12 protein-coding genes are annotated in these 13269 nt (G+C 35.7%); 6 read left to right on the forward strand and 6 right to left on the reverse strand.

What is annotated here, in order from left to right:
* Positions 1-11: 11 nt before the first annotated feature.
* The 3 genes from K4G57_RS04905 to flgL all read right to left on the reverse strand — a co-directional run bounded on the left by K4G57_RS04905 (position 12) and on the right by flgL (position 5016).
* Entirely contained in the window at positions 12-953 is a 942-nt protein-coding gene (locus K4G57_RS04905) for a KpsF/GutQ family sugar-phosphate isomerase (protein WP_221531994.1), read from the reverse strand.
* Positions 954-962: 9 nt separating this feature from the next.
* The gene (locus tag K4G57_RS04910) at positions 963-2264 is read right to left on the reverse strand and encodes a Na+/H+ antiporter family protein (protein ID WP_221531993.1); all 1302 of its coding nucleotides are present in this window, start codon (positions 2262-2264) and stop codon (positions 963-965) included.
* A 106-nt stretch (positions 2265-2370) separates the two neighbouring features.
* A complete protein-coding gene (gene flgL, locus K4G57_RS04915; protein WP_221531992.1) occupies positions 2371-5016 on the reverse strand; it encodes a flagellar hook-associated protein FlgL in 2646 nt (881 codons plus the stop codon).
* A 181-nt stretch (positions 5017-5197) separates the two neighbouring features.
* Between flgL and K4G57_RS04920 the strand changes: the two genes are divergently transcribed.
* Both K4G57_RS04920 and K4G57_RS04925 read left to right on the forward strand, forming a co-directional pair.
* Positions 5198-5725, forward strand: coding sequence for a substrate-binding domain-containing protein (locus tag K4G57_RS04920; protein ID WP_236033221.1), 528 nt, complete (start codon positions 5198-5200; stop codon positions 5723-5725).
* Positions 5726-5850: 125 nt separating this feature from the next.
* Positions 5851-6060: a hypothetical protein gene (locus tag K4G57_RS04925; protein WP_221531991.1), complete on the forward strand. Its 210-nt coding sequence runs from the start codon at positions 5851-5853 to the stop codon at positions 6058-6060.
* Positions 6061-6261: 201 nt separating this feature from the next.
* Here the strand turns inward: K4G57_RS04925 and K4G57_RS04930 are convergent, their stop codons facing one another.
* Genes K4G57_RS04930 through K4G57_RS04940 form a run of 3 tightly spaced genes read right to left on the reverse strand, consistent with a single transcriptional unit; the run spans position 6262 to position 9756 of the window.
* A complete protein-coding gene (locus tag K4G57_RS04930; protein ID WP_221531990.1) occupies positions 6262-7353 on the reverse strand; it encodes a DNA adenine methylase in 1092 nt (363 codons plus the stop codon).
* A gap of 5 nt (positions 7354-7358) precedes the next feature.
* On the reverse strand, positions 7359-8315 hold the full coding sequence (locus K4G57_RS04935; RefSeq protein WP_221531989.1) for a DNA adenine methylase: 957 nt from the start codon (positions 8313-8315) through the stop codon (positions 7359-7361).
* Positions 8308-9756, reverse strand: coding sequence for a hypothetical protein (locus K4G57_RS04940; RefSeq protein WP_221531988.1), 1449 nt, complete (start codon positions 9754-9756; stop codon positions 8308-8310). The genes K4G57_RS04935 and K4G57_RS04940 overlap by 8 nt, the downstream gene beginning before the upstream one ends.
* 229 nt (positions 9757-9985) lie before the next feature.
* Between K4G57_RS04940 and K4G57_RS04945 the strand changes: the two genes are divergently transcribed.
* Genes K4G57_RS04945 through pstB form a run of 4 tightly spaced genes read left to right on the forward strand, consistent with a single transcriptional unit; the run spans position 9986 to position 13266 of the window.
* Positions 9986-10813 (forward strand): substrate-binding domain-containing protein, encoded by an 828-nt coding sequence (locus tag K4G57_RS04945; protein WP_221531987.1) that lies wholly within the window; start codon positions 9986-9988, stop codon positions 10811-10813.
* Between the two features lie 25 nt (positions 10814-10838).
* Positions 10839-11681, forward strand: coding sequence for a phosphate ABC transporter permease subunit PstC (pstC, locus tag K4G57_RS04950; RefSeq protein ID WP_221532095.1), 843 nt, complete (start codon positions 10839-10841; stop codon positions 11679-11681).
* Entirely contained in the window at positions 11678-12505 is an 828-nt protein-coding gene (gene pstA / locus K4G57_RS04955; RefSeq protein WP_221531986.1) for a phosphate ABC transporter permease PstA, read from the forward strand. Before pstC ends, pstA begins: the two co-directional genes overlap by 4 nt.
* Positions 12506-12513: 8 nt before the next feature.
* Entirely contained in the window at positions 12514-13266 is a 753-nt protein-coding gene (gene pstB, locus K4G57_RS04960; RefSeq protein ID WP_221531985.1) for a phosphate ABC transporter ATP-binding protein PstB, read from the forward strand.
* Positions 13267-13269 lie beyond the last annotated feature (3 nt).

The raw sequence follows: 13269 nt of genomic DNA on the forward strand, positions 1-13269 counted from the left end.
GATAATACTAATTACACCCGAGCAATTGCATAAAGCTGCACAACTCCTACACAATTAGTATTATCCACTACTACCAACTCTTTAATTTTATGCTCTAGCATTAAAGATTCCGCTTCTGTTACCATTGTATTTAAATCAATAGTTTTAGGATTTTTTGTCATTATTTCTTCAGCTTTTGCATTAAATTTATCTGCACCTAGAGCGCGTCGTAAATCGCCATCTGTAATAATCCCCAGAAGTTTCTCTCCCTCACACACTAAGCATATTCCAAGTTTTTTAGAAGTCATTTCAACAATCAATGCCTTAAAGTTAGAATCTGGCTTTACAATAGGTAAATCCTCACTCACCATAACATCTTTAACCCGCGTTAAAAGCTTACGTCCTAAACTACCACCGGGATGAAAAAGCGCAAAATCCTCTGGCTTAAAATTCCTTGCATGCATTAAGGCAACCGCAATTGCATCTCCCATTGCTAAAGTTGCTGTTGTAGAGCTTGTTGGGGCAAGTTGCAAAGGGCAAGCTTCTTTTTGAACGCTAATGCTTAAAAAATAATCACTCTCTCTTGCTAAAGTAGAATCCTTTTTTCCACTTAGTGCAATCAATGGAATCTTACGCGCTTTAACAGATGGAATCAAACGTAGAATCTCTTCACTCTCGCCAGAATTAGAAATCGCAAGCAATGCATCTTTTTTTTCTAGCATTCCTAAGTCCCCATGTAATGCTTCAGCAGGATGCAGAAAAAAGCTAGGAGTGCCAGTGCTTGCTAAGGTTGCGGCAATTTTTGCGCCGATATGCCCAGATTTTCCCATGCCGCTTATGATTAATCTCCCCTTTAACCCTAAAATACAAGCAATTACTGCGTTAAAATCTGTATTAATTAATTCTTTTAAACCCAAAATTGCATTAGCTTCTAAATCAAACACTTCCTTAGCAATTTGAATAAAATCACGCATACACACCCCTTATAATAGAATCGCGCCCATAGTGCCACCAATAATTAATGGGATATTATACATTAAAAATGTCGGCACACAAGTATCCCAAATGTGGTTATGCTGTTTATCAATATTCAATCCAGCCGTTGGTCCAAGTGTGCTATCGCTTGCAGGACTACCCGCATCTCCTAATGCGCCTGCAATTCCAACAAGCAAAATAATCGCCGCAGGGGAAAATCCAAGTGCTAAGGCTAATGGGCAGTAAATTGCCGCGATAATTGGAATCGTCCCAAAAGAAGTTCCAATTCCTAGTGTAATAAACAATCCAACAAGCAGCATCATAAAGGCACTAAGCATTTTTCCACTTGAAAATGTCGCTACGTAATCCACAAGTGCACCAATTGCACCCGTTTCTTTTAGCACTGCACCAAACCCCGCTGCTATAAGCATTACAAAAGCGATAAATGCCATCATTTTAAAACCATATTCTATCACTCTATCAATCTCATTCCACTTAATCCCACCAAAAACAATCATCACAATAAGCCCACACAATCCCCCAAGTGGAAGGGAATGCATCCAAAGTTGCACCACAAACGCCACAACCGCTCCAAGCAATGTGGCAATATCTTTTTGACACATCACTGGCTTCTCTAACACTTCCATAACGTCTTTTGAAAGATAAGTGTTTTGATACTCTCTAGGCTTTCTGTAAAACACAAAGATTCCAAAGAGTAAGCCTAGCAGCATACAAACTCCACCAATCCACATAACACTTGCAATATCATCTAAATTCACCTGCACACCATTTTGGTTAAGTTGGTCGCGCAAAATTGTGTGAAAAATAAGCCCAAACCCAGCTCCAAAACTCACATAAGGAGCTTTAAGTCCAAAAGTAAGTGCGCAAGCAACAGCGCGCCTATCAATCTTTAGCTGATTCATTAGCGGAATCAAAGGTGGAATCAAAATCGGAATAAAAGCAATATGCACTGGAATAAGATTCTGTGAAAAACAAGCAAAAAATGCTAGAGAGAGACAAAACATTAAGCGATGGTTTTGCACAAACTTAGCAATATAATGGATTAAAATCATTGTTAAATTTGTTTGCGCAATTGCACTTGCAAGCGCACCTAACAAAATGTAGCTTAATGCGGTTTCTAAATTCCCTGCCATTCCAGAGATAAGCAAACTAATACTCTTTTCAATCCCAAGCCCACCCAAGATTCCAGCCACAAAGGCTGAAATTAGAATCGCCAATAAGACATTTAGTCTAACTAAACATAGAGCACTCATTACTAAAATTGACACAACAACTGGATTTGTCAGCATACTCCACCTTTTTACAAAATGAAGTTGTGATTCTATCTTAAGAATACTTTTATAAGAATAAGAAAGGTAAGCCCACCAAAATGTGAGACTTACTTAAAAAGAGAAATTAAAGATAATTTACTAAAGAGAGTTGTGAGATTTTTCCAATGCTAGATAACATAGCTTGATATCCCATAGAAAGCGTGGAGAACTGCAAATATGCCTCTGCAAAATCTGTATCAATCGTATCAGAACGCAATGTTTTTACCTGCACAATGAGCATTTCTGTGCGCTCAATAGAATATTTAAATGCATTACCTTGTGAGCCATTTTTAGTATGCACTTTATTAATATGATCTGCTAAATGATCAAAAGCTAATAATGCATTTTGTACACCGGGATTACGCATAGCATCATCATAAGCACTTGTTCCACCAGGACGATAAGAGCCGACCTCTAGGGCTTCTATCATTTTATCAATTTGCTGAAAGAAATTGACATGTGGGTCATCTGCGACAATTGCACTATTTGCTTGAAAAGTTAAAGCGGGTCTGCTTCCATCAATCCGACCTTGTGCATTGAGCGTATAATTATCACTTGTGTTGTCATAAAGAGAAAATTCCATACGTGTTGGCGTTCTATGTAAATCTTTAATCTGCAATACACCATTGACATCAAGAGTGATATTAACATTATATTTTGCATTCCCTAGCATTGCCTCATAAGATGCTTTGTTAGCGGGGGTATTAAAGTTTGCGTTTGCTTGAAATACATTTTGTAAATCTTGCGGATTAGAATTACTAAGGTTTAGCACCATTCCTAAAGTATCTGCTAATTGCTGATAGGTTACATTATCAGCAGCTGTTGGATCGCCAGAGACTTGTGGCGGATTTCCATTTGCTTGCAAAATTGGCACTCTAACATTAGCAATATTCACACCATTCATTTGCGCTGGGCTTTCAATCACCATAAAACTACCACCAGTTGCAAATTCAATACGTCCTCTAATATCTGTTCCATTAACATCTTTAACTTTAAAGTTATAATTATGCCCATCTAAACTTGTTCCTGCAACTTCAGAAAGTTTTGTTTCTAGCTTAGCATATTCATTACTACTACGAACTACTTGTGAGACATTAGAAGTTAGCACAGAACCATTGCGCGAAAAATCTACCCTATCATATTCTACATTATAATCATTACGGAATCCATTTGTTGTTTGCGCACCAGCTATTGCCGTGAGCGTAATAGCTAAAGAACTCTCTCCAATATAGGGAAGATATTCATCATCTTTATCGGGTGGATTTTTCTTAGAAACATTATTATCCACAGCAATAATCTTACCTTCAGAGAATTGCACATCTACATCCCCACCCCCAGCACTATAAACATTTTTGATTTGGTCCATTAAATCTTGAACAGTCGCAGTTGCAGTAATTGCGAAATTAACAGGAGCCGCTACTGCAGCACCAGCAACATCAGGTGCTGTATTTGCTGTCGTTCCGCTTAATGTGATAGCAGTTACATCTGCTGGAAAAATATCTCTTAAGAGTGTCGTCGTTTTAGCGACTTCATTTGTATGTGTTCTAAAGGTCGTAGGAATAGTATGGATTCTATGGTCATTATAATCCTCCACAGAAGCAATATTACTACTTGAAAACCCTCCCAAAAATGGACTTTGTACATAACTATTAACTTTAACTCCACTGCTTAATAGTGCATCAATATCTAAAACTCCAATTCCATCTGTTGGCGGATTTGCATTTGGGTTTGCTTGTTGATTATTAGGTGCTTTATAAGAGCTTGAAACCATAGAAAATTCTATGTTTGAACGCCCACCTGTTAAATCTTTGATTTCAATTTGCCCCCATTCATTAAGCGTAACATCTACAACTTTACTTGTTTCCGTGTTTCCAAACTCCCGCCCAATTTTATCTAATAAATCTTGCACTTTGGGAGCTTGATTTTTATCTGTATAGGAGACTTGCATTTCAAACTTAGATTTAAAAGCTGTCCCATCTGGCTTTCTTCCTGTAATATAAAAGACTTCTGGGGCATTATTATCTGTTTTATCATCATTATCTCCCACTAAATCCCTTAAAGTATCCTCCGCTTTTATAAACACTTTTTCACTTACTCCTGTGGGATGCAAAGGGTCCATAATTCGCGGATTCAATTTGCTTTGATTGTATTTTGGAACATTTGTAGAAATTACGCGATTTGTATCACGATCTGAACCAAAAAATAGCTCTGAGCCTGTAATGTTATAAGAGAGAGAATTATTAGAACCAAGCAAAGCATTCAAGGCATCACCATTTCCATTATAGCTGCCATTGGCATTAAATGGAGACTTCGTTGTCGCTGTCCCACCAAAGATATACTCTCCCCCGATAGAAGTGTTTGCAATGGATAAAAAGTGATCTCTAATTGCCCTTAAATCCTTAGCAATAGCTAAACGTGATGTTTCGTTATGAATATCATTAGCACCTTGTATGAGCTTAGTTTTGAAATTATCCATACTTTTTGTAAGCTCATTTAGCGCAGTGTCTGTATGCTTTGTAAAGGTTAGAGCATTATTTGCAAGATCCTTGCTTTGCTTTAGGGTGTTAATATTAAAATCAAGCGATAACGTTTTATTAAAAATTGAAGAATCTTGGTAGCCATACTGGATTTTTAAACCATTCATTTGCGCTAAAACATTACTTAAACCTTGCATTGATGTGTTTTGATGATACTGCATCATTGTGTATCTTGAGTGAGTTCCTATACGCATATTCTTCCTTAAAATCTGTATTTCTTGCCATAAGCTGAAGCAATTTTTATTCCAAAATAGAATAAAAAACACATTAGATTCCATATCCGAATCCAAACTTTACAAAAACTTTACATTATACACTTTTTGTTTTTACATCAGCTTTTTATACTTTTGTATCTTTAAATTTTAGGAGAACATGATGAAAAAATACGCATTAGGTTTATTAGCAGGATTATTGCTTAGCATAAACGCAATGGCTGAAAATATCTTTCCGGTTTCTAGAGAAATGGGTTCGGGGACACGTGGGGCATTTGTAGAGATTTTTGAAATCCATAAGAAAGTCAAAGACAAAAAGCTCGATGCCACCACGCAAAAGGCTGAAGTTACAAATTCCACAGGGGTAATGCTAACAACTATTGCAAACTCCAAAAACGCCATTGGTTATATCTCTCTTGGTTCGTTAAATGATAGTGTCAAAGCATTAAAAATAGATAACATCGCACCAAGTGTAGAAAATATCAACAATAAAAGCTATAAAATTTCTCGCCCCTTTAATGTCGTAACCAAAACGACAAATCCACTCATTGAAGACTTTTTAAAATACAGCACTTCTACACAAGCAAAGCCGATAGTAGAAAAAGCAGGTTATATTGCAGTAGCAAAGACAAGTTTTACAAGCACACAGCCACGAGGTATCCCAAAACATATCATAAATCCTTGCCAATAATCAATGTAAAAAATCATCTCAAATTAAAATATTGACTTTTCAACACAAAATTCCAATCTAGCACTCTATGAAAGAATCCCCCCCCTTTTTTTGCTGATGACAATGGCGGAACAGGGAGGCTTTTGATGAATTTTCAATGTATTCAAAATGACTTCATTCCGCCACTCATTGAGAATGAAAATAGAGAGGAATACTTGGATTGTCTTAATGATTTTCAAATTAATAATGATATTGGGAAGTTTGCATTGTTTTTAGAATATTGCCAAATGCAGAGTGAAACTTCTTTAGAGTGCAAAAAAGAAATAAAAATGAAATCTTTTAATCTCATAGCATAGCCTTAATAAATCCTTAGCATTTTGCCATAAATGCTGAATCTATTTGCATTGATGTAGCTTTATCACACAGACAATGCTCAAAATATCTTAGCTTAGTAAAATTTCATAATCAAATTATGAGTGCTACCTTTCACTAATGAAATGAGGGGTATGCACCCCTTTTTTGCGCCTAAGTTCCTGCTCTCAAGCTCCTGTGCTATTTCATCTTTTAAGTATCCACACATATTCGCTGACAAATTTTTCTGCCCTTTTGTTATTGCTTTTGAAGCGAGGGTAAGGGATTTGCTCACATATGAGCGTGCCCAATGGCTTTAAAAGTTCATCAATGCTTTCTTTTTGTATTATGCCCTCGCTGTTATAGCTTAAGATGAGGTATTTATACTTTGCATACCTAGCAATTTTTTCAAGCTCGGCTAAAGCCGTTTTAGCATTACAAAATTTACTTTTTTGCTCACTCCATTCTCTTAGCCCTGCTATGCCTTTAATTGCAGGGTTATCGTATTTAGCGATAGTTTCTAGCAAGTGATAATTAGGGGCATATTGCCTAGAATTATAAGGCGGGTCAAGATAAAGCATATCAAAAATTTTGCTTTGAGAATCTTGTAAGCCCTCTAGGCACTCCCTACTCTCACCATAAAAACAAAAATGCACTTTATCACTTTGGACAAGTTCTATGTGCTTGAGTTGCAAATCCTTTAAAGCCCTTTTGTCCCATTTTTTACAAAAGGCTGCATACACACCAGCTACATTTGCATACAAGGAAACAGATTCTATTAAGCTAGCAAGGAGGATAAAATATTCACTTTCATTGATGTATTGTTTTTCTCTCCATAATTGTATTTGTGTTCTTATCGCATCGATTTTTTGTGCATTTTTATCACTAAAGTACATTCTTGGAATATGCAAATCTTTACTCCCACTTGGTGCATAGTTTTGATAAATAAAGCCTTGCATTGGTTCTAAATTATTGAGAAATTCTAGCACCTTACAAAAAGATGTTTTTTCAAAAAGACATGTGTTTGCATTATCCTTAAACTTAATATAATTTCGCAGAGTTTGAAAAGCAGGAATGCTATTATTCTCTATATAGGCTTTTTGTAAGCAATAAGAAAAATACAGCATATCACAACTATAAATTTGAAATCCCCTCTTTTTGAAAAATCTCCCCACACTTGTGCTCCCTGCAAACATATCAAAAAAGCTTTGATTGTTTGCATTGGCAATGATTTTGTGTTTTGTAAGCAGTTTATAAATTTTGGGAGCTAGGGATTCTTTGTTACCGATAAAACGCATTGATTTTAGCTTCTTTTGTTGATTGCAGTTTCTTGCAAAGGGTCATAATTAGTAATCAGCACTTCTTTTGTGCCTAATTTATCTTTATATTTTGTTTGATAGTTTGCATTTGTGTAGTGAGTATGGATGCAATAAACATTATATTTGTAGTTTTTTAGCCATTGTTTTAAAATATGATTTTCTTTATTTTTGTGAACCAACACATTAGAGAGGGCAAATTTAATCCCTTGAGAATCTAAATTTTTAAGAGCTACTAAAAGCATTTTTTCTAAGCTTTCATTCCATCCGCTAAAGCCCCTTTTGCCATCATTATAAGTGCCTTGGGTGATGAGATAAGGCGGGTCAGCATAGACAAAACTATTTTTAGTAAGAGCTGTAGATTCTAAAGCTTTTAAGAAGTCAAAATCTAAAAACTCGATATTTTTACTTTGCAAAGCTTGTATAAATGCTATCAAATGTTCTTGCATAGTTTGATTAAAGCTAGAGCGGTTTTTACCAAAAGGGTTGTTAAATTGGTGGGCGTTATTAAAGCGGATTTGATGATTAAAAGAAAATGCAATAAGGACAAAAAGCAAAAGTGGCGATTTGTTTGTATTATAATCTGCTCTCAAGGCATTATAAGCTTCTGTATTTTGCAGGCTTAAATGATATTTTTTGATAACACAATGTATTTTTTCTAAAATAGATTCTATATTTTGAGCTTGAAAATAACGATACAAAGCTATAAGATAAGTAAGATTGTCATTGCAAATAATTGCATTTGCTCTTGCCTTATTTGTTTGGCAAGATTCTTGATTGTTTATATTAATGCCTACATTACACCCACCGCAAAATAAATCCAAAAACACATCACTTTTAGCAGGAAATAAGGGCATTATTTGGGAGAGGATTTTGTATTTACCACCGATATAATTGAGTGGCGATTTTAAAAATGATGTTTTATTTAATAGTGTTTTAGTCATTTTTCTTCCAAAAATCAAGCAGGTTTTTAAGTGAAAAAATAAAAATTTTTGGAGCTTTTATGCCTAAAATCATATCTCCCTTAACATTAAGCAAAAAATGAGCTTCAATTTCTATAATTTCTTTTTCTTCACTGCCATAAAGCACAAGAGAGCGGATAATTTTACAATTTGGGTAATATTTTTTAATGTATTGATTTTCTATAAAATCATAATTGTTCAGTTCCTTTATACCTTTGTAACGATTTTGATATGTTTTTCCTTCAATATTTATAACTTCTAAGTTTTCTATATCAAGCAAAATTAAATCGGGGATAAAAACTATGGCATTTTTGTCCCCACTCTTATAAAGTGCTTTATTTTCATATTTTTGCAAGGCTATTGCTTGATTTTCACGCGTAATAAAATACCCTTTTTCACATCCTGCGTGATTTTCAAAAATCAACCTAGCATTTGAAAAATTTTGCACCAATAGATGAATAAAAATAGTGGCGAGTTTTTCACTCTTTTTTTCATAATGCCAATATTCTTTATGTGGTTTTATTTTAGGTATTTCAAGCCCCTCTAAAGAGAGATTTAATACATTAGCAATGTGTATAAATTTGTTTTTATTTCCTATTTGTGCTTGATTTAAGCCGTGTGATATGATTTCTATCTCTGCTTTAAATCCAAGCTTTCTTAATACCCCAGCTATCCCACTTATCACACCGATATTTGGGTCGTGTGCAAGTCTTTGATTTTTGACAAGTCGTGCGGATATTTGGATTTTGTCTTGTTGGTTTATATTAGCATTGCTTGAAATATTTTTGATTCCGCTTTTGTTATCACATATTTTTATTGTAATGGGAGTATTGCCTTTAGGAGCTCTTCGCATTTGGGATTTAAAATCTATGAATGCTTTAATATTTGAAAAAGGTTTTAAAATTTCATCATTATTTTCAAAATCTTTTCCTAGTATTTCAACCCCTAGAGTTCTTAAAATTTTTGTGCCAAAGAGAGAAGTTTGCGTGGGCTTTTCTTTTTGCTTTACTTTTAAGTTATAAAGCATAATTTTCTTAGATTCTGGATAAAAATAATTTGCATACACAAATTTAGAAATCCTTTGATACACTCCTGTATTTCTACTTTCACTATCATCAGTTTTTGTCTCTTCTATCACATAAAGAGGCGTATCCTCTTGCGTGGGTTTTTGCTTTTGAAAAAACACTAAATAATCCACAAAGCTACTTTTCCCACTCACAATTTCAAGGTAAATTTTATGCACTTGCTCACTTCTTACACCGATAAGTTCATAAGAAAAGCTAAATTTAGAATCTTTAAGCAAGGGCAGTATTCTTAAATTATCCATAAAAGCACAAAATTTATAATCAAGTAAAAATTGCTTGATGATATGCTCTAGCACTTCTATTTTTGGTCTTTCTTCTGTAAGTATATAAAGATTCAATTCTGCCCTTTCATTTTAAGCTACCTCATTATAGCTAAACGCCCTTAAAAAGCCTTTTATAGATTCTAGCCTTGCCCTCTTTGATACAAATCCACCTTGCACCACAGCACAACACAAAAGCGCATTAGCCTTATCCTCCAAACTTTACAAAAACTTTACATTCCACACCTTTTGTTTTTACATCAACTTTCTATACTTTACTTGTATCTTTACTTTTTAGGAGAACACGATGAAAAAATACGCATTAAGTTTATTAGCAGGATTATTGCTTAGCATAAACGCAATGGCTGAAAATATCTTTCCGGTTTCTAGAGAAATGGGTTCGGGGACACGTGGGGCATTTGTAGAGATTTTTGAAATCCATAAGAAAGTCAAAGACAAAAAGCTCGATGCCACCACGCAAAAGGCTGAAGTTACAAATTCCACAGGGGTAATGCTAACAACTATTGCAAACTCCAAAAACGCCATTGGTTATATCTCTCTTGGTTCGTTAAATGATAGTGTCAAAGCATTAAAAATAGATAACATCGCACCAAGTGTAGAAAATATCAACAATAAAAGCTATAAAATTTCTCGCCCCTTTAATGTCGTAACCAAAACGACAAATCCACTCATTGAAGACTTTTTAAAATACAGCACTTCTACACAAGCAAAGCCGATAGTAGAAAAAGCAGGTTATATTGCAGTAGCAAAGACAAGTTTTACAAGCACACAGCCAAGAGGCAAACTCATCATCGCTGGGTCAAGTTCTGTAACGCCTCTTATGGAGAAACTCGCAGAATCTTATAGCAAACATAATCCTAACGCAAGCATTGAAATCCAACAAAGCGATTCCACCACAGGCGTAAATAGCGTAATTGAGGGCATTGCGGATATTGGAATGGTAAGCCGTGAGGTTAAAGAGAGTGAGCTTAAAAAGGGCGTAACCCCGCTTGTTTTAGCTATCGATGGATTAGCAGTGATTGTTAATAAAAATAACAAAACAGATAGCCTCTCTAAAGATTCTGTAAGAAAAATCTTTATGGGTGAAATCACAAAATGGCAAGACGCTAAATAAGTATTAAGAATCTCCTATGCAAACTCTGCAAGAAACATTCTTTAAGGGCGTTTTCGCTCTTTGTGCGTTACTCTCAATTTTTGCTGTTTTAATGATTTGCTTCTTTTTATTTGTCAATGCCATTCCCACAATGGCTCACATAGGGTTTTTTGACTTTATCTTTGGGCAACAATGGTATCCTACAGAAGAGATTTTTGGAATCTTGCCTATGATTGTAGGAAGTATTTATGTAACCGCTCTTGCCATTTTCATTGGTGTGCCAATTGGTGTGCTAAGTGCTATTTATCTCTCCTACTTTGCAAGCAAAAGAGAGCAAAAATACATACTCCCGGCTATTGAATTGCTCGGTGCGATTCCATCTGTTGTGTATGGGTTTTTTGGGCTTGTGTTGATTGTCCCACTCCTTGCTACAACCTTTAATGGCATACCGGGCAAAAGCGTCCTAGCAGCAGCACTAATTTTGAGCGTGATGATTTTGCCCACTATCATTTTAGTTTCAAAAGCTGCAATCGACGCACTTCCTACAAGCTACTATGAAGGGGCATTAGCACTTGGTGCGAGTAAGGAGAGGAGCGTGTTTTTCGCCCTTATCCCCGCAGCAAAAAGCGGAATCTTAGCCTCTGTGATACTTGGCGTGGGTCGTGCTATTGGCGAGGCTATGGCGGTGATTATGGTAGCAGGTAATCAAGTCTTAATCCCAACAAGCCTTTTAGATGGTGTGCGCACACTTACGACAAATATCGTGCTTGAAATGGGTTATGCGCAAGATTTACACAGAGAAGTGTTAATCGCAAATGCGGTGGTGCTTTTTGTCTTTATCCTCATTATCAACACCTGCTTTAACGCACTCAAAAAGGAAGCAAAATGAAAGCTCCTAAAACCGATAAACTCACGCTAGTTTTAAGCATTTTAATGCGCATTTCTATGATGTGTGTGCTTGTGATTTTTTGCACACTCATTGGATTTATTTTCATAAAAGGCATAGCGCATTTAAATTTTGAAATGTTTGCTTGGGAATACAATAGCCAAAACATCTCAATGACCCCAGCGATTGTGAATACCTTGAGCATGGTGCTTTTTGCGCTTATCCTTGCTATGCCACTTGGAATCTTTGGGGCGATTTATCTAAGCGAATATGCGAGTAAAAAAAGCAAAATCTTACATATAATAAGAATCGCATCTGAAACGCTTGTTGGGATTCCAAGTATTGTGTATGGGTTGTTTGGATATTTAGCCTTTGTGATTTATTTTGGCTTTAAAACAAGTCTTGTCGCAGGAGGTTTGACACTAGCGGTTATGGTCTTGCCTTTGATTTTAAGGAGTGCAGAAGAAGCTCTAAAATCTGTGCCGATGACTTTTAGAGAGGCGAGTTTTGCATTAGGGGTTGGCAAACTTAGAACGATTTTTATCATCGTCTTACCTGCGGCGATTCCGGGTATTTTAGCTGGGGTGATTTTAAGCATAGGCAGAATAGTAGGAGAATCTGCCGCCTTGCTCTATACTTCAGGAAGCGTGGCAAAAGTAGCTGGGCTTATGGATTCTGGAAGGACTTTAAGCGTGCATATGTATGCTATCTCAAGTGAGGGGCAACATATCAATGAGGCTTATAGCACGGCGATGATTCTTATTGTAATCGTCCTTTTGATTAATCTTGGTTCAAATTATATTGCAAAAAAATTGATTAAAGCATAGGAAGTAATATGAAAAATTGTTTTGAAATTAAAAAAATGTACTTGCATTATGGCGAGTTTTTGGCTTTAAAAGATATTAATATGGATATTAAAAAGGGCAAAGTTACTGCGTTTATCGGACCTAGTGGCTGTGGTAAAAGCACTTTTATTAAAAGCTTAAATCGTATGAATGACTTAATAGAGGACTGCAAAATCAAGGGCAAGATTCTATTTGATGGCAAAAATATCTATAAAGATTATGATGTGAATGTTTTGCGCAAAAAGGTTGGAATGGTGTTTCAAAAGCCCAATCCCTTTCCTATGAGCATTTATGATAATATCACTTTTGGACCAAAAACACACGGGATTAAGAAAAAGTCTAAGCTTGATGAAATTGTGGAATCTTCTTTGAGAGATGCGGCTTTGTGGGAGGATTTAAAGGACAGATTAGATAGGTCTGCGCTTGGTTTAAGTGGGGGGCAACAGCAAAGATTATGTATCGCAAGAACCTTAGCGGTAAATCCTGAAGTGATTTTAATGGACGAGCCTACAAGTGCGCTTGATCCGATTTCTACGCTTAAAATTGAAGAGCTAATCTTGCGTCTTAAAAAAGAATATACCATTGTGATTGTTACGCATAATATGCAACAAGCTGCTAGGATTTCTGACCAAACTGCGTTTTTCTTGCTAGGAGAGGTGATTGAGTTTGATGAGACAAAAAAGATTTTTAGCACTCCAAAAAACAAGAAAACACAAGATTATATTAATGGGAGATTTGGCTAAAAT

Origin of the sequence: Helicobacter turcicus (genome assembly GCF_019711685.1) — a bacterium.
In the GTDB taxonomy this organism is placed as follows: Bacteria; Campylobacterota; Campylobacteria; order Campylobacterales; family Helicobacteraceae; genus Helicobacter_D; species Helicobacter_D turcicus.

What these genes read in the sequence shown, in the direction of transcription:
- K4G57_RS04935 (WP_221531989.1), bottom strand. Translation starts at nt 8,315, where the DNA reads ATGACTAAAACACTATTAAATAAAACATCATTTTTAAAATCGCCACTC.
- K4G57_RS04910 (WP_221531993.1), bottom strand. Translation starts at nt 2,264, where the DNA reads ATGCTGACAAATCCAGTTGTTGTGTCAATTTTAGTAATGAGTGCTCTA.
- flgL (WP_221531992.1), bottom strand. Translation starts at nt 5,016, where the DNA reads ATGCGTATAGGAACTCACTCAAGATACACAATGATGCAGTATCATCAA.
- K4G57_RS04905 (WP_221531994.1), bottom strand. Translation starts at nt 953, where the DNA reads ATGCGTGATTTTATTCAAATTGCTAAGGAAGTGTTTGATTTAGAAGCT.
- K4G57_RS04930 (WP_221531990.1), bottom strand. Translation starts at nt 7,353, where the DNA reads ATGCGTTTTATCGGTAACAAAGAATCCCTAGCTCCCAAAATTTATAAA.
- pstB (WP_221531985.1), top strand. Translation starts at nt 12,514, where the DNA reads ATGAAAAATTGTTTTGAAATTAAAAAAATGTACTTGCATTATGGCGAG.
- K4G57_RS04920 (WP_236033221.1), top strand. Translation starts at nt 5,198, where the DNA reads ATGAAAAAATACGCATTAGGTTTATTAGCAGGATTATTGCTTAGCATA.
- K4G57_RS04925 (WP_221531991.1), top strand. Translation starts at nt 5,851, where the DNA reads ATGAATTTTCAATGTATTCAAAATGACTTCATTCCGCCACTCATTGAG.
- K4G57_RS04945 (WP_221531987.1), top strand. Translation starts at nt 9,986, where the DNA reads ATGAAAAAATACGCATTAAGTTTATTAGCAGGATTATTGCTTAGCATA.
- pstA (WP_221531986.1), top strand. Translation starts at nt 11,678, where the DNA reads ATGAAAGCTCCTAAAACCGATAAACTCACGCTAGTTTTAAGCATTTTA.